The following is a 15,922-nucleotide window of genomic DNA, read 5'->3' as shown; positions in this document are numbered from 1 at the left end:
GACACGAGAACCGTGACGGACATCGTCGACGAGCTGAAGTGGCGTGGCGTGATCGCCCTGTCCACTGACGAGGACGCATTGCGCAAGGCGCTCGCGGACGGTCCCGTCACGTTCTATTGCGGTTTCGACCCGACCGCGGCCAGCCTGCACGTCGGCCACCTCGTCCAGGTCCTCACCATGCGCCGCCTCCAGCAGGCGGGCCTGCGCCCGCTGGCGCTGGTCGGCGGGGCGACCGGCCAGATCGGCGACCCGCGCCCGACGGCCGAGCGCACGCTGAACGACCCGGAGACGGTCGCGAACTGGGTGAACCGGCTGCGCGGGCAGATCGAGCCCTTCCTCTCCTTCGAGGGCGACAACGCCGCGGTGATGGTGAACAACCTGGACTGGACGGCCGGCCTGTCGGCCATCGAGTTCCTGCGGGACATCGGCAAGCACTTCCGCGTCAACAAGATGCTGACCAAGGACTCCGTCGCCCGGCGACTTCAGTCCGAAGAGGGCATCAGCTACACCGAGTTCAGCTACCAGCTGCTCCAGGGCATGGACTTCCTTGAGCTGTACCGGCGGCACGGCTGCACCCTCCAGCAGGGCGGCAGCGACCAGTGGGGCAACCTCACGGCCGGTCTGGACCTGATCCACCGGCTGGAGCCGCACGCCAATGTGCACGCTCTGGCGACACCGCTGATGACCAAGGCGGACGGCACCAAGTTCGGCAAGACCGAGGGCGGCGCCATCTGGCTCGACCCGGAGATGACGACGCCGTACGCGTTCTACCAGTTCTGGCTGAACGCGGACGACCGGGACATCTCGACCTACATGCGCATCCTGTCCTTCAAGTCCCGTGCGGAGCTGGAGGAGCTGGAGAAGCAGACGCAGGAGCGTCCGCAGGCGCGGGCCGCGCAGCGGGCGCTGGCCGAGGAGCTGACGACGCTGGTGCACGGCGCCGACCAGACGGCCGCGGTGATCGCCGCGTCCCGTGCGCTGTTCGGGCAGGGCGAGCTGGCGGAGCTGGATGCCGCGACGCTGGCTGCGGCGCTGTCCGAGGTGCCGCATGTGCAGGTCGCCGAGCTCGGTGCGGTGGTCGATCTGTTCGCGGAGGTCGGGCTGGTGGCCAGCAAGTCGGCTGCGCGGCGCACCGTGAAGGAGGGCGGGGCGTACGTGAACAACGTGAAGGTCGCCGGGGAGGACGCGGTGCCCTCGAAGGAAGACCTGCTGCACGGGCGGTGGCTGGTGCTGCGGCGCGGGAAGAAGAACCTGGCGGCTGTAGAAGTCACAGGGGCCTAGCGGTTTTCGGAGTTCGCCGTTGGGGTGCGGTGAGCTGCGGGGTGCGGCCACGTTGTGGTTGATCGCGCCCCGCGGCGGAGCCGCAAACCGATACAGCCCCGCGCCCCTTCGGGGCGCTTCCGCTCAGGGCGTTGTCCGCTCACGTCCGTTGCGTCTTCTTCTTGCCCAGCGTCGCCACATACAGCATGTCGCCCAGGTACACGATGATCACCGCGGCGACGATCTGGAAGATGTGCCGGCTCCAGTCGATGCCGCGGGTCGACTCGACGCCGAAGGCGCGGGCGATGGAGTTGCCGACGATGGCGCCGAGGATGCCGAAGATCGTGGTCAGCCAGAGGGGGCTGTGCTGCTTGCCGGGGATGATCAGCTTGGCCAGCAGGCCGAGCACGAATCCCACGATGATCGCCCACAACCAGCCCATGGCTGCCTCCTCGTACGGCTCGGGGTGAGCAGTACGCCCAGTCTTGGTGCGGCCCTGGTACGCCGCATGCCGGGTACCGCCGTACGCGTTACGGCCCATCGCGTTCCCCCAGGTGGCAGGGGACCCGGTCTCGTAGGCGGCGGAGGTGAGGCGTACCGTGGAGAGTGTCCCGGCCCGGGCCCCCGACCGGGGACGGAGGGGTACGGGCAGGGGCGGAGTCCGATGCGGGCGGATGGTGGAATGTGATGCGGAAGCTGCACGCGAGCGGCAACACCGAGGTGTTCCGGATCACCGGAGCCCGCGCGGGTCTCCAGGACGATGTGCGCGGCAGGCAGCGTAGGTACGTCATCTCGATGTCGATCCGTACGCTTTCGGTCATCCTCGCGGCCTCGCTGTGGAACGTCGAACGGCATGTCGCGATCGTGGCGTTGGTGCTGGGCGCGGTCCTGCCGTACATCGCGGTGGTGATCGCCAACGCCGGGCGGGAAAATGCGCCGTCCCTGCCGTCGACCTTCGTGAGCACGCCGATGCGGACGATGATCGCGCCGCCGCGGACGAACGACGGTTACGCGGAATCGTCCCCGGAAGATGTGGCGAACGACCCGGGACCTGGCGCACAAAGCAAACCGCGCGACGGGGCGTGATGCACCGGACCCCTAGGTTCCGAAAGACGACTCCGCGCCAAGCTCAGGAAAACCTCAGATCAATAGTGTTGTTCCGGTGCCGGGCGACGGGTTACCCATGACATACTTCGTAGGCGCTCCGCATCCCCCGTCGGAGCGACGGACCGACGCCGGGCAGCTCCCCCCGTGGCTGCTCGGCGTCGCCTTTTTGTCCGCGACTTGTGAGACGTATCTGTGAGTGACACTCCCATCTGTTCTGCCAAGGGCTGCCGGGCCGACGCCCTGTGGGTGCTGGCCTGGAACAACCCGAAGATTCATACGCCTGAGCGGCGCAAGACATGGCTCGCCTGTGAAGAGCATCGCGAGCATCTGTCGCAGTTTCTCGGCGTGCGGGGGTTCTTGAAGGACGTCGTCCTGCTCAAGGAATGGGAAGAGGCCTCTTCAGCCACCGATGGCTGACATCGGCCTGTCCGGCTGGACGAACGACGGGTCGTCCAGGCCCGCGCCCGCCTTCTTGCCCCACATCGCCAGGCGCCAGATGCGGGCGATCTCCTCGTCGGGGGCGCCGGAGCGCAGGGCCGCGCGGAGGTCGGTCTCCTCGGTGGCGAACAGGCAGGTGCGTATCTGACCGTCGGCGGTCAGGCGGGTGCGGTCGCAGGCCGCGCAGAACGGGCGGGTGACGGAGGCGATCACGCCCACGACATGCGGGCCGCCGTCCACCAGCCAGCGCTCCGCCGGGGCCGAGCCGCGCTTCTCCTCACCCTCGGGGGTCAGCTCGAAGCGGGTACGCAGGGACGTCAGGATGTCACCGGCGGTGATCATGCCGTCGCGCTTCCAGCCGTGCTGGGCGTCCAGGGGCATCTGCTCGATGAACCGCAGCTCGTAGTCGTGCTCGACGGCCCAGGCCAGCAGGTCGGGGGCCTCGTCCCCGTTCAGGCCCGGCATCAGCACCGAGTTGACCTTGACCGGGGTGAGACCGGCGTCGCGGGCGGCGTCCAGGCCCTCGATGACGTCCTTGTGGCGGTCGCGACGGGTCAGGGTCTTGAAGACATCGGGGCGCAGGGTGTCCAGGGAGACGTTGACCCGGTCCAGGCCGGCGGCCTTCAGGGCGGCCGCGGTGCGCTTGAGGCCGATGCCGTTCGTCGTCAGGGACATCTGGGGGCGCGGGGCCAGCGCGGCGACCCGCTCCACTATGCCGACCAGGCCGGGGCGCAGCAGGGGCTCGCCGCCGGTGAAGCGGACCTCCTCGATACCCAGCGAAGTGACGGCGATGTCGATCAGGCGGACGATCTCGTCGTCCGTGAGCAGGTCGGGCTTGGCCAGCCACTGCAGGCCCTCCTCGGGCATGCAGTACGTACACCGCAGGTTGCAGCGGTCGGTCAGCGACACTCTCAGGTCGGTGGCCACTCGGCCGTAGGTGTCGATGAGCACGTGGGCCCCCTCCCTCGACGCAACCAGTTTCAACTTCCGTCTCCTGCGAGCCTACGTGACCGCACTGACAGTGACACAGGCCCGATCCCACGACGTAAGACGCGGCCGCGTCGTAGGGATCTACGACGCGGCCGCTCGGGATGCCCGGCTAGTGGGCTCCGGTGCCGGTCAGGGACCGGACCTCCAGCTCCGCGTACTTGCCGGCGTCGGGCTCCTCCTTGGACAGGACCGTGCCGAGCCAGCCCATGAGGAAGCCGAACGGGATGGAGATGATGCCCGGGTTCTTCAGCGGGAACCAGGCGAAGTCGACGTCCGGGAACATCGCCTTCGGGTCGCCGGAGACGACCGGCGAGAACAGCACCAGCCCGACGGCGACGATCAGACCGCCGTAGATCGACCACAGGGCGCCCTGGGTGGTGAACCGCTTCCAGAACAGGCTGTAGAGGATCGTCGGCAGGTTGGCGGAGGCCGCGACCGCGAAGGCCAGGGCGACCAGGCCGGCGACGTTCAGGTCGCGGGCGAGGGCGCCGAGGAGGATGGAGACGGCGCCGATGCCGATGGTGGCGAGGCGGGCCGCCCTGACCTCCTCCTTCTCGGTGGCCTGGCCCTTCCTGATGACGTTCGCGTAGATGTCGTGGGCGAACGACGAGGACGAGGCCAGCGTCAGACCGGCGACGACTGCGAGAATCGTGGCGAAGGCGACGGCCGAGATGGTGGCGAGCAGGATCGCGCCCCAGGCCGAATCGACGCCGCCGAGATGCAGGGCGAGCAGGGGCGCCGCGGTGTTGCCGGACGGGTTGGAGGCGATGATCTCGTCCTGGGAGATCAGCGCGGCGGCGCCGAAGCCGAGGGCGATGGTCATCAGGTAGAAGCCGCCGATGATGCCGATGGCCCAGTTCACGGACTTACGTGCGGCCTTGGCGTTGGGCACGGTGTAGAAGCGGATCAGGATGTGCGGCAGACCGGCGGTGCCCAGGACCAGGGCGATGCCCAGGGAGATGAAGTCCAGCTTGGAGGTGCCGGTGGCGCCGTACTGCAGGCCGGGCTCCAGGAAGGCGGCGCCCTTGCCGCTGTTCTCGGCGGCCTTGCCCAGCAGGTCCGAGATGTTGAAGTTGAACTTCAGCAGCACCAGGAACGTAATGAGGATCGTGCCACCGATGAGCAGCACGGCCTTGACCATCTGGACCCAGGTGGTGCCCTTCATACCGCCGATGGAGACGTACACGATCATCAGGACGCCGACGAGGCCGACGATCAGGATCTTGCCGGCGTCGGAGGTGATGCCGAGCAGCAGCGAGACCAGGACACCGGCACCGGCCATCTGGGCCAGGAGGTAGAAGATCGACACGACGATCGTCGAGGTGCCGGCCGCGGTGCGCACCGGGCGCTGGCGCATGCGGTAGGCGAGCACGTCGCCCATCGTGTAGCGGCCGGAGTTCCGCAGCGGCTCGGCCACCAGGAGCAGGGCGACCAGCCAGGCGACCAGGAAGCCGATGGAGTACAGGAAGCCGTCGTAACCGAAGAGGGCGATGGCGCCCGCGATGCCGAGGAACGACGCGGCGGACATGTAGTCGCCGGAGACGGCGAGGCCGTTCTGGAAGGCGCTGAAGGACCGGCCGCCCGCGTAGAAGTCGGCGGCGTCCTTGGTCTGGCGGCCCGCCCAGACCGTGATGAACAGGGTCGCCACCACGAAACAGGCGAACAGGGTGATGATCAGCGGCCGGTGCTCGCTGGCCTCGTTCGCGGCAAGGGTCATCGCGGGGCTCATGCGCCGCCCTCCATACGTGTCTTGATGGCCTCGGCCTTGGGGTCGAGCTTGGCGCCGGCGTGGCGCGAGTACCACCAGGCGATGAGGAACGTGGTGACGAACTGGGCGATACCGAGGACGAACGCGACGTTGATGTTGCCGAACAGCTTGGTGCCCATGAAGTCGCCCGCGTAGTTGGAGAGCAGGACGTACAGCAGGTACCAGGCGATGAAGGCGACGGTCAGCGGGAAGGCGAAGGAGCGGTAGGAGCGGCGCAGTTCACCGAACTCCGCGCTCTGCTGCTCCTCGGCGAACTCCTCGGTGGAGGGGAGTTTGTGTTGCTCTTTCGAGGGGGGCGGTGCGTCGGTGGCCACGGAGTCTCCTCGCGTTGCGGGCGCTGTTGCGACGTTGGACGGGGACATTTGGGGGGTTGAGGGCGGATCCGGAGTCGGGGACGGTTCGGGTGCGGACATGGCGGCTCTGTTCTTCGCAGTGACATGGATCACTTGAGCCGGCTGGCGATGTTAGGGCCGCGGCGCGTGATCCGACAGGGGGCTCGATCGTGCTCGCGCCTCCTGTCCAAGGTCACGGCGCCACGCGAGGACCGGTTCAACTCCTGAGCCGTCTTTCCGAAGTCGCCTGGGCCGGATTGCTGGCCAGGAGGTTCGGGGATAGCTTCGCCCCAGCACCACTCGTCATGTACCTGCCCGAGCGCGACACGCGGCTCGGGCGGTTCCGGTTCCGGATGATGTGGAGATCCCATGGCTCATCTGCGGTCCGGACGGCGACTCGCTCTCGCCGTCCCGCTCGTCCTGTCGCTGACCGCCTCGCTCGGCTTCCTGCCGACGGCGGCCTCGGCGGCACCGCCCACCGAGTCCGTCGCACGGGCCGTGGACGGGCCCACACTGGCCTACGTCGTCAACACCAGACCGGACCGCCGCACGGTGGAATCGGTGCGCAGGGCGATCGAGGCGGCCGGGGGGACCATCGTGATCGCGTACGACCGGATAGGCGTGATCGTCGTCCATTCGGCGCACCCCGACTTCGCCCGGGTGATGCGCGAGGTGCGCGGGGTGCAGTCGGCGGGCGTGACGCGTACGACGCCGCTGACCGCCGCCGGGACGACGGACGAGGGACCCGTCCAGGTCCTGACGGAGCAGCAGGCCACGAGGACCGCCAGGGCGTCGGACGCGGCGGGCGACTCCGAGCCGCTGGAGGCCGACCAGTGGAACCTGCGCGCCATCGGCGCCGACAAGGCCGCCGAGATCAACCCGGGCAGCCCCAAGGTGACCGTCGCCGTGATCGACAACGGCGTCGACGACACCCACCCCGACCTCGCGCCGAACTTCTCCGCCGCCCAGTCGGCGAACTGTGTCGGCGGCAAGGCGGACACCGGCGCCGGCGCCTGGCGGCCGTACACCACCGCCGACTCCCACGGCACGCACGTGGCCGGTGAGATCGCGGCTCCCCGCAACGGCATCGGCATCGCGGGCGTCGCCCCCGGTGTGAAGGTGTCCGCCATCAAGGTGAGCGACCCCGTCAACGGCCTCTACTACCCCGAAAGTGTCGTGTGCGCCTTCGTGTTCGCCGCCGACCACGGGGTGGAGATCACGAACAACAGCTACTACGTCGATCCCTGGCTCTACAACTGCGTGGCCGACCCCGACCAGCGGGCGATCGTGGACGCCGTCAACCGGGCCCAGCTTTACGCCCAGCGCAAGGGCACCCTCAATCTGGCGTCGGCCGGCAACTCCAACCACGACCTCGACTCCGACGCGATCGTCGACGGCACCAGCCCCGACGACTCCACGCCGGTCGAGCGCACCGTCGACCCGCACCAGTGCTTCGACGTGCCGACCCAGCTGCCGGGCATCGTCACGGTCAGCGCGACGGGCGTGCAGAACCTCAAGTCGTACTACTCCACGTACGGTTACGGCGTGATCGACATCGCGGCCCCCGGCGGCGACCGGCTCTACCAGATCCCCGACACACCGTCGAAGAACGGCCGCATCCTGGCCACCCTGCCGAACAACCAGTACGGCTACCTCCAGGGCACGTCGATGGCCTCCCCGCACGCCGCGGGCGTCGCCGCGCTGCTGAAGTCCCGTCACCCGAAGGCGACTCCGGCCCAGCTGCAGGCGCTGCTCAAGGGCCAGGCGGACAACCCGGGCTGCCCGGAGTCGTACGACCAGAACGGCGACGGCACACCGGACGCGGTGTGCGTGGGCGGCAAGCGGGTCAACGGCTTCTACGGGTTCGGCATCGTCGACGCCCTGGACGCCGTCGACTGAGGCACGTACTGCATAGTGCGGTCATGACTGCACTCGGTACTGCCTGGTCCGCGGTGGGCGGCGACGCCGCCCTGCTGCCGCGGGTTTCGACCGTGGTGCGGGAGGGTGCGCTCGATGCGCGCCTTCCCGTACGGGAGTTGGCGCGCGCGTGCGTGGGCGCGTGCGCGCTGGCCGCCGCCGAGCTGGGCGCGCGGCGGGCCGGGCGGGCCGAGGTGCCCGAGGTGCGGCTGGACGACGGGGCCGTCGCCACGGCGTTCGTCAGTGAGCGGCATCTGCTGGTCGACGGACGCGCCCCGGTCTGGTTCGCGCCGCTGTCCCGGTTCTGGCGTACGGCGGACGGCTGGGTGCGCACGCACGCGAACTATCCGCATCACCGGGCCGGGCTGCTGGCCGGGCTGGGGGTGACGCAGGAGGATCCGGACGCCGTCGCGGCGGCGCTCGCCGGGCGCTCCTCGCACGAGGTGGAACAGGCCGTGTACGCGGCCGGCGGGCTGGCCGTCGCGCTGCGTACGCCCGAGGAGTGGGCGGCGCACGAACAGGCGGCCGAGGTGGCCCGGCGGCCGCTCGTCGAGCACGAGCGGCTGGACACGGCACGCGCGCGTGCGCTCCCGCGCCTCGACGGCACTCCCCTGCTGCCCGCCGCCGGGGTCCGCGTGCTGGACCTGACGCGGGTCATCGCGGGGCCGGTCGCCACCCGTACGCTCGCGCTGCTCGGTGCGGACGTGCTGCGCCTGGACGCGCCGCGGCTGCCCGAACTGCTCGACCAGCACACCGACACCGGCTTCGGGAAGCGCTCGGCGATGCTGGACCTGGCGGCCGACCGGCGCGCCTTCGAGGAACTGCTCGCGGCGGCGGACGTCGTCGTCACCGGCTACCGGCCGGGCGCCCTGGACCGGTTCGGGCTGTCTGCGCGGGCGCTGGCCGAGCGCCGGCCCGGGCTGGTCGTGGCGCAGCTCTCGGCGTGGGGCGCGTACGGGCCGTGGAGCGGGCGGCGCGGCTTCGACAGCCTGGTACAGGTCGCCACCGGGATCGCGGCGACCGAGGGGTCGGCCGAGCGGCCCGGTGCACTGCCCGCGCAGGCCCTCGACCACGGCACCGGCTATCTGCTGGCGGCGGCCGTCCTGCGGGCGCTGACCGAGCGGACGGAGCAAGGGGGCGGGCATTGCGTACGGTTGGCCCTGGCGCGTACGGCTCACTGGCTGACGACGGGGATCCGGCCGGGCCCGCGGGGGGACGTGGCGTACGAGGCGCCGGACGCCTGGCTCGGCGAGCGGGACAGCGCGCTCGGGCGACTGCGGTACGCCCTGCCGCCGGTGTCGTTCGAGGACGGACCCCGCGACTGGGCACGGCCGCCCGGGGCGTGGGGCGCGGATCCGGCGCGGTGGGACTGAGGCACAGGGCACAGGGCGCGGGGAGCGGGTGCCGGGAACGCGGTGGGACTGAGTGCCCGGGAGGGCCCCGGCCGTACCCAGGGGCGGAATACTCCGCCCCCACTTGTTTTCCGGTGCTTGCCCGACTCTGCGTTGATTTGTGAAGATCTTGAGGTGACGTTGACAAGATCCTCCACCGGCGTGTCCGAGGGGAGCGCGCCCGAACCGCGCCCCGGCATGGCGCGGGCCGTCGCCGTGGTCGCCCTGGTGGCGCTCGCGGCGCTGATCCCGCTGCTCGGCCCGTCGGCCGCGCTGCACGGCACCGGGGAGGCCGCCGCGCCCGGCACCGGCGGTATCGCGCTGCTGCGTACGGTGCTGTTCGCGGCGCTGTGCGTGCCGCTGGGGGAACTGTTCGTGGACCGGCTGGCCCGGTCCGTGCCCGGCGCTCCCGCGGCCCGGCCGCGCAACTGGGCGCCGTATGCGGCGGGCGTCGGCTTCGTCGCCGCGCTGGGGCTCGCCTCGGTCGTCTCCACCGGCAACCTCGTGCCGCACAGCCCCGCCGACCTCGACATCGGCGGCCTGTACGCCACGCGCGACGGCAAGCTCGCGCTCCTTGAGGTCAACGCCTTCGCCGCGGCCGGCCTGTGCGCCCTCTCCCGTCGGCCGGCCTCCCAGATCTGGCCGCTGGCCGCGGTGCTGGTCGCCGAGGCGCTGCGCGCGCACCCCACGACCGAGTACAGCCCGCTGCTCGGCTCGGGTCTGACGCTGGTGCATCTGACCTGCGCGTCGCTGTGGGTGGGCGGACTGCTGTACGCCCTGCGGACCCTGCGCGGGTGGGGCGCGGGCGAGGCGGGCGCGGCGCTGCTGGGGCTGTACGCGCGCGTGGCGGCCGTACTGCTGGCCGCCATCACCGCGACAGGGGTGTGGAGTTCGCTGCGCCGGATGCCGTCGCACACGATCCTCGACCAGCTGACCGGGACGGCGTACGGGCGGGCCCTGCTGGCCAAGGTGCTGCTGGTGGCCGCCGTGGCGGCGCTCGCGCTGTGGGCCCGGATCCGGCTGAGTCGCGCCGCCGACCCGCTGACCGCCTGCTCCCCGGCCCGGGCGGAGGTCGTCGCCCTGGCAGTGGTGGTCGCGCTGTCGGGTCTGCTGACGGCACTGCCGGTGCCGATCCGCTGGTGAACCGTTACACCGTCAGCCGACCCGTGCCCGGGATCAGTTGGTGCCCGGCGCGCTTCGAGGATGCCGGGAGCGTCGCCGAGCTGCGGAAACACGGGGCGCGGGTGGCCGAGACCTACGCCCCCGCCACATCCAGCAGCGACCCCGCCGCATAGGTGACCCCCATGGCGAGCGCGCCGCCCGCCACGTTGCGCAGCATCGCCCGGGCCGGGGCGGCGGCGCCGAGGCGGGCGCTGCTCCAGCCCGTCAGGGTGAGCGCGGCCAGGACCGAGACGACGGTGACCCCGAGCCGCCACTCCGCCGGCGGCAGCACCATGGCCAGCAGCGGCAGCAGCGCCCCGGCCGTGAACGCCAAAAAACTGGCCCACGCCGCGTGCCACGGGTTGGTCAGCCGGTCGGGGTCGATGCCGAGCTCCACGCGCGCGTGCGCCCTCAGCGCGTCACGTTCCGTCAGCTGGATGGCCGCCTCCCCGGCCACGTCCCGGGACAGCCCCCGACGCTCCAGCAGTTGCGTCAGCTCCTCCAGCTCCGCCTCCGGCTGCTCCCGCAACTCCCGCTTCTCCTGGGCGAGCGCGGCCTTCTCCGAGTCGAGCTGTGTGGAGACCGAGACGTACTCCCCCGCCGCCATCGACATCGACCCGGCGAGCAGCCCGGCCAGCCCGGCCGTGAGAAGGGCCTCGCGGTCGTCCGTCGCACCCGCCACGCCGACGACGAGGCCCGCGGTCGACACGATGCCGTCGTTCGCCCCGAGGACGGCCGCCCGCAGCCAGTTCAGCCGCTCCCCCAGCGCGCCGCCGTGCGCCTCGCCATGCGTTGGTTCGGTCATATGCGGAGGATCGCACCGAGCGGGGCATCGCGGACGTACCGACGCTCCACGGCGGGCCGCGGGCTCACCGGCGTACGGCAACGTCCGGCGCCCGCCGCGCGGTTGACGATCCCGCGTTCGCCGGGCTCGAACAGGCGGGCGGGGCAAGGCACCTGACGGCGAGGACTGTCAGTGGCGGCCCGTATCCTCAGTGACCATGCTCGAAGACCGCACGACCGCAGCGCCCTCCCCCACAGCGTGGCCGGCCGCGTATCCCCAGGGATACGCGGTCGTTGACGTGGAGACCACAGGGCTGGCCCGGGACGACCGGATAATCTCCGCGGCCGTCTACCGGCTGGACGCGCGCGGCGAGGTCGAGGACCACTGGTACACGCTGGTCAACCCGGAGCGCGACCCGGGCCCGGTCTGGATCCACGGTCTGACGAGTGACGTACTGGAGTCGGCGCCCCTCTTCCAGGACATCGCCGAGGAGTTCTCGAACCGGCTCGACGGCCGGGTGCTCGTCGCGCACAACGCCGTCTTCGACTGGCAGATGATCGCGCGGGAGTACGCGCGCGCGGAGCGCGAGGCCCCGGTGCGGCAGCGGCTGTGCACCATCGCGCTGTCCAAGGAGCTGGCGCTGCCGCTGCCCAACCACAAGCTGGAGTCGCTCGCGGCCCACTTCGGCGTCGTCCAGCAGCGGGCGCACCACGCACTGGACGACGCACGCGTGCTGGCGGAGGCGTTCCGGCCGAGCCTGCGGGCCGCGGCGGCGGACAGCGTGCGGCTGCCGCTGCAGGAGTGCCGGCCGCTGACCGAGTGGCGGGACACCGCCGCGCCCCGGGTCGGACAGCAGGCAGGGGGCTACGGCGGCTACAGCGGCGGCTATCGGCCGACCAGTTGGCGCCCGTCCCGCAAAAGGCCCGCGTGCCCCCATCCCAACCCAGGACGGTACGAAGACGGCAAGAGGCTCAAACAGGGCATGCGGGTGGCTTTCTCCGGGGACACGTCGATCGAGCGCGACCTGCTGGAGGACCGAGCGATCGAGGCCGGGCTGCATGTGGCGACGAGCCTGTCCCGGCTGACCAGCCTGCTCGTCACGAACGACCCGGACTCGGGCACCTCGAAGGTGGTCAAGGCCCGGCAGTACGGGACGCCGGTGGTGGACGAGGCGGCGTTCGGACAGCTCCTGCGGGACGTGGAACCCGCATCGGAGCATTGACCGTACGGACGGGTGATTGCCGGGCGACTCGCCCGGGGCCGTCCCGCCCCGCACCGCGGTGACCGCTCACCCTGTGGCGCATGGCGACATGTGAAGTCTGCGGAAACGACTACGGCATGACCTTCGAGGTGCACGCGCAGGGCGCGGTGCACGTCTTCGACTGCTTCTCCTGTGCGATCCACCGCATGGCACCCATCTGCGAGCACTGCCGTGTACAGATCATCGGGCAGGGCGTCGAGGTCGACGGTCAATGGTTCTGCGGCGCCCACTGCGCTCGCGCGGAGGGAAAGGCGGGAATCGTCGACAAGGTGTGAGCAGGTACCCGGCTGAGAGCACCCCACGACCGAGTTGTACGGTCGTGGGGTGTACCGCTTCCTGTTGTCCCGGCAGTGGGTGATCCTCACGCTGGTCGCCCTGATCCTCATCCCCACGATGATCCGGCTGGGCCTCTGGCAGATGCACCGCTACGAGGAGCGCAGCGCGCGCAACCAGCTGGTCGCCGACGCGCTGGAGGCGAAGCCGGTACCGGTGGAGAAGCTGACGTCCCCGGGCCACACGGTCACCACCGAGGAGCGGTACCGCAAGGTGACCGCGCAGGGCCGCTTCGACTCCGACCGGGAAGTCGTGGTCAGGCGGCGCGTCAACGCCGACGAGGAAGTCGGCTTCCACGTGCTCACGCCCCTCGTGCTGACGGACGGCGAGGTGCTGCTGGTCAACCGCGGCTGGATCCCCGCCGACGGTCCCAGCCAGACGGCCTTCCCCAAGGTCCCGGCCGCGCCGGGCGGCACCGTCACGGTCACCGGGCGGCTGATGCCGGACGAGACGACCGAGGCGAGCGGCATCAAGAACCTCAAGGGGCTGCCCGACCGGCAGGTCATGCTGATCAACAGTGAGCAGGAGGCCGGGCGGCTGGACGCGCGGGTGCTCGGCGGGTACGTCGTGCTGACGGCGCCCGAGCCGAAGGGGGGCGCGCCGGAGCTGATCGGGAAGCCCGGCAACGAGAACGCTCCGCTGAATTACGCGTATGCCCTGCAGTGGTGGTTGTTCGCGGCCGGGGTGCCCATCGGGTGGGTGATTCTGGCTCGTCGGGAGGCTCGGGAGCGGGGTGCTGCCGCGGCGGTGCCGGAGGAGTCGACGCCGGCTGCGGTGTAGCGGTTTCGCCGTAGGGGTTTCCGCTCCGGGCGGCTGCAGGTGGTTCGTGGCTGGTCGCGCAGTTCCCCGCGCCCCTTAAAAGCGTGCAGCGGGCCCACCTCAAGGGGCGCGGGGAACTGCGCGAGCGGCCACAGACGACCCGCAGCCGCCCACCGGGCCGGCATCAGCAGCAGCGGCCCTCCGGCCTGCCCTCCCGGTGCCGCAGGCTCAGTACGGCCATCAGCTCACCCACGTACCAACGCACCCATCGCACCGCCCTCATGACCCGACCCCCGCCATCGGCCGGGACTCGACGTACGGCGCCTCGGTCGTCGGCAGTGGCTGCGGGGCGCGGACCGCGCGGACGCAGACCACCGCGCAGTTGACCAGGACCGTGAGGACCAGGAGCAGGAAGATCGCCATGAGTACACCGTCGACGGTGTTGTTGAGGACGATGGTGTGCATGTCGTCCATGTCCGTGGCGCCCGGCAGGAGCCGGCCGTCCTCGATGGCCTGCGCGTACTTGTCACGCAGGGCGAAGAAGCCGATCGCCGGGTTGTCCGAGAAGATCTTCTGCCAGCCGGCGGTGAACGTGACGGCCACGTCCCAGGCGAGCGGGATGCCGGTGACCCAGGCCCAGCGCAGCTTGCCGGACTTGATCAGGACGGTGGTGGTGACGGCCAGGGCGACGGCGGCAAGGAGCTGGTTGGCGATGCCGAACAGGGGGAACAGCTGCTTGATGCCGCCGAGCGGGTCGGTGACCCCGGCGTAGAGGAAGTAGCCCCACGCGCCGACGACCAGGGCGCTGGTGATCCAGATGCCGGGCTTCCAGGTGACCCGGCCGATCGGCTTCCAGACGTTGCCGAGCATGTCCTGGAGCATGAAGCGGCCCACGCGGGTGCCGGCGTCCACCGTGGTCAGGATGAACAGTGCCTCGAACATGATCGCGAAGTGGTACCAGAAGGCCTTCATCCCGGCACCGCCGAACACCCCGGAGAAGATCTCCGACATGCCCACGGCGAGGGTGGGCGCGCCGCCGGAGCGGCCGACGAGGGTCTCCTCCTCGACCGCCTTGGCGGCAGCCGTCAGCTGGTCCGGGGTGATGGTGAAGCCGAGGTTCTTCACCGCCTCGGCGGCGCTGTCCACGGTCGGGCCGAGCAGGGCGGCCGGGGAGTTCATGGCGTAGAACAGGCCGGGTTCGAGCACACAGGCGGCGATCAGCGCCATGACGGCGACGAAGGACTCCGTGAGCATGGAGCCGTAGCCGATCAACCGGACCTGCGACTCCTTCTGGATCAGCTTCGGGGTCGTACCCGAGGAGACCAGGGCGTGGAAGCCGGACAGGGCGCCACAGGCGATGGTGATGAAGAGGAAGGGGAACAACGACCCGGCGAAGACCGGTCCCGCGCCGGTCGAGGCGAAGTCCGTCACCGACTCGGTCCTCAGGTGCGGGGCGGCGATCACCACGCCGACCGCCATCAGGGCGATGGTGCCGACCTTCATGAAGGTCGACAGGTAGTCCCGGGGTGCCAGCAGCATCCACACCGGCAGCACGGAGGCGACGAAGCCGTAGCCGACCAGGCAGAAGACCAGGGTCTCGGGGCTCCAGACGAAGTACTCGGCTAGCGCGGAGTCCTGGATCCAGCCGCCGCCGAGGATGGCGAGCAGCAGCAGGGCCACGCCGATGAAGCTGGTCTCCACGACCCGGCCGGGCCGCAGATAGCGCAGGTAGAAGCCCATGAAGAGGGCGATCGGGATGGTCATGGAGACCGAGAAGGTGCCCCATGCCGACTCCGCGAGGGCGTTGACGACGACCATCGCAAGCACCGCGAGCAGGATGATCATGATGGCGAAGACGCCGATGAGCGCGGCGGCGCCGCCGACCCGGCCGATCTCGTCCCGGGCCATCTGCCCCAGGCTCTTGCCGTCCCGGCGCATGGACAGGAACAGCACGATCATGTCCTGCACCGCGCCCGCGAAGATCACGCCGGCGATGATCCAGATCGTGCCCGGCAGATAGCCCATCTGCGCGGCCAGGACCGGGCCGACCAGCGGGCCGGCGCCGGCGATCGCCGCGAAGTGGTGGCCGAACAGCACCCGCTTGTCGGTGGGGTGGAAGTCGACACCGTCCTCCAGTCGTTCGGCGGGGGTGGCTCGGGTGTCGTCGACCTGAAGGACCCGGCGGGCGATGAAGCGCGCGTAGAACCGGTAGGCGATCGCGTACGAGCCGAGGGCCGCCACGACCAGCCAGACGGCCGAGATCTCCTCACCCCGGGACAGGGCGAGCACGGCCCAGCCGAGGGCACCGGCGAGGGCCACGGCGCTCCAGATCGCGACGGACTTCGGTGACATCGGTGACTTTTCCGGCGCCGAACGACCGGGTTCGGGCATGGCTGATACGGGCATGGCGGCTCCTGACCT

Annotated in this window: 15 protein-coding genes; 9 read left to right on the top strand and 6 right to left on the bottom strand. The window is 70.6% G+C overall.

Translation table 11 applies throughout. The features are described from left to right. Positions 1-12 precede the first annotated feature (12 nt). Entirely contained in the window at positions 13-1,281 is a 1,269-nt protein-coding gene (gene tyrS, locus ACFPQ9_RS14160) for a tyrosine--tRNA ligase (protein ID WP_380852279.1), read from the top strand. A 139-nt stretch (positions 1,282-1,420) separates the two neighbouring features. On the opposite strand, the gene ACFPQ9_RS14155 is transcribed toward tyrS, so the two are convergent. Then, the gene (locus tag ACFPQ9_RS14155; RefSeq protein ID WP_380852404.1) at positions 1,421-1,702 is read right to left on the bottom strand and encodes a GlsB/YeaQ/YmgE family stress response membrane protein; all 282 of its coding nucleotides are present in this window, start codon (positions 1,700-1,702) and stop codon (positions 1,421-1,423) included. A gap of 245 nt (positions 1,703-1,947) precedes the next feature. Between ACFPQ9_RS14155 and ACFPQ9_RS14150 the strand changes: the two genes are divergently transcribed. Both ACFPQ9_RS14150 and ACFPQ9_RS14145 read left to right on the top strand, forming a co-directional pair. Beyond that, a complete protein-coding gene (locus tag ACFPQ9_RS14150) occupies positions 1,948-2,346 on the top strand; it encodes a DUF3099 domain-containing protein (protein WP_380852276.1) in 399 nt (132 codons plus the stop codon). Positions 2,347-2,559: 213 nt separating this feature from the next. Further along, on the top strand, positions 2,560-2,784 hold the full coding sequence (locus tag ACFPQ9_RS14145) for a hypothetical protein (RefSeq protein ID WP_380852273.1): 225 nt from the start codon (positions 2,560-2,562) through the stop codon (positions 2,782-2,784). Here ACFPQ9_RS14145 and moaA read toward each other — a convergent pair. The 3 genes from moaA to ACFPQ9_RS14130 form a co-directional block, all read right to left on the bottom strand. Beyond that, on the bottom strand, positions 2,767-3,756 hold the full coding sequence (gene moaA, locus ACFPQ9_RS14140; protein ID WP_380852270.1) for a GTP 3',8-cyclase MoaA: 990 nt from the start codon (positions 3,754-3,756) through the stop codon (positions 2,767-2,769). The two genes, ACFPQ9_RS14145 and moaA, sit on opposite strands and share 18 nt — an antisense overlap. Positions 3,757-3,904: 148 nt before the next feature. Beyond that, positions 3,905-5,524 (bottom strand): solute symporter family protein, encoded by a 1,620-nt coding sequence (locus tag ACFPQ9_RS14135; protein WP_380852267.1) that lies wholly within the window; start codon positions 5,522-5,524, stop codon positions 3,905-3,907. Next, positions 5,521-5,877, bottom strand: coding sequence for a DUF485 domain-containing protein (locus tag ACFPQ9_RS14130; protein WP_380852264.1), 357 nt, complete (start codon positions 5,875-5,877; stop codon positions 5,521-5,523). The genes ACFPQ9_RS14135 and ACFPQ9_RS14130 overlap by 4 nt, the downstream gene beginning before the upstream one ends. A gap of 387 nt (positions 5,878-6,264) precedes the next feature. On the opposite strand from ACFPQ9_RS14130, the gene ACFPQ9_RS14125 reads away from it, so the two are divergent. The 3 genes from ACFPQ9_RS14125 (at position 6,265) to ACFPQ9_RS14115 (ending at position 10,346) form a co-directional block, all read left to right on the top strand. Further along, entirely contained in the window at positions 6,265-7,794 is a 1,530-nt protein-coding gene (locus ACFPQ9_RS14125) for a S8 family peptidase (protein WP_380852261.1), read from the top strand. A gap of 23 nt (positions 7,795-7,817) precedes the next feature. After that, on the top strand, positions 7,818-9,185 hold the full coding sequence (locus ACFPQ9_RS14120) for a CoA transferase (RefSeq protein WP_380852258.1): 1,368 nt from the start codon (positions 7,818-7,820) through the stop codon (positions 9,183-9,185). 216 nt (positions 9,186-9,401) lie between these two features. Next, entirely contained in the window at positions 9,402-10,346 is a 945-nt protein-coding gene (locus tag ACFPQ9_RS14115) for a CopD family protein (protein WP_380852401.1), read from the top strand. 112 nt (positions 10,347-10,458) lie between these two features. On the opposite strand, the gene ACFPQ9_RS14110 is transcribed toward ACFPQ9_RS14115, so the two are convergent. Beyond that, entirely contained in the window at positions 10,459-11,169 is a 711-nt protein-coding gene (locus ACFPQ9_RS14110) for a VIT1/CCC1 transporter family protein (RefSeq protein WP_380852255.1), read from the bottom strand. A gap of 196 nt (positions 11,170-11,365) precedes the next feature. Between ACFPQ9_RS14110 and ACFPQ9_RS14105 the strand changes: the two genes are divergently transcribed. The 3 genes from ACFPQ9_RS14105 to ACFPQ9_RS14095 all read left to right on the top strand — a co-directional run bounded on the left by ACFPQ9_RS14105 (position 11,366) and on the right by ACFPQ9_RS14095 (position 13,522). Next, positions 11,366-12,370, top strand: coding sequence for a DEDDh family exonuclease (locus ACFPQ9_RS14105; RefSeq protein ID WP_380852252.1), 1,005 nt, complete (start codon positions 11,366-11,368; stop codon positions 12,368-12,370). 80 nt (positions 12,371-12,450) lie between these two features. Then, positions 12,451-12,684, top strand: coding sequence for a hypothetical protein (locus ACFPQ9_RS14100; protein ID WP_037873332.1), 234 nt, complete (start codon positions 12,451-12,453; stop codon positions 12,682-12,684). Positions 12,685-12,733: 49 nt separating this feature from the next. After that, positions 12,734-13,522, top strand: a complete 789-nt coding sequence (locus ACFPQ9_RS14095; protein WP_380852249.1) for an SURF1 family cytochrome oxidase biogenesis protein — start codon at positions 12,734-12,736, stop codon at positions 13,520-13,522. Positions 13,523-13,780: 258 nt separating this feature from the next. Here ACFPQ9_RS14095 and ACFPQ9_RS14090 read toward each other — a convergent pair whose 3' ends face one another. Next, positions 13,781-15,907, bottom strand: a complete 2,127-nt coding sequence (locus ACFPQ9_RS14090) for a carbon starvation CstA family protein (protein ID WP_380852246.1) — start codon at positions 15,905-15,907, stop codon at positions 13,781-13,783. Positions 15,908-15,922 lie beyond the last annotated feature (15 nt).

The organism is Streptomyces coerulescens, assembly GCF_042657965.1.
GTDB classification, from domain to species: domain Bacteria; phylum Actinomycetota; class Actinomycetes; order Streptomycetales; family Streptomycetaceae; genus Streptomyces; species Streptomyces coerulescens.
Note: the sequence above shows the minus strand (reverse complement) of the source record. Positions and strands in the feature narration are given on the sequence as shown.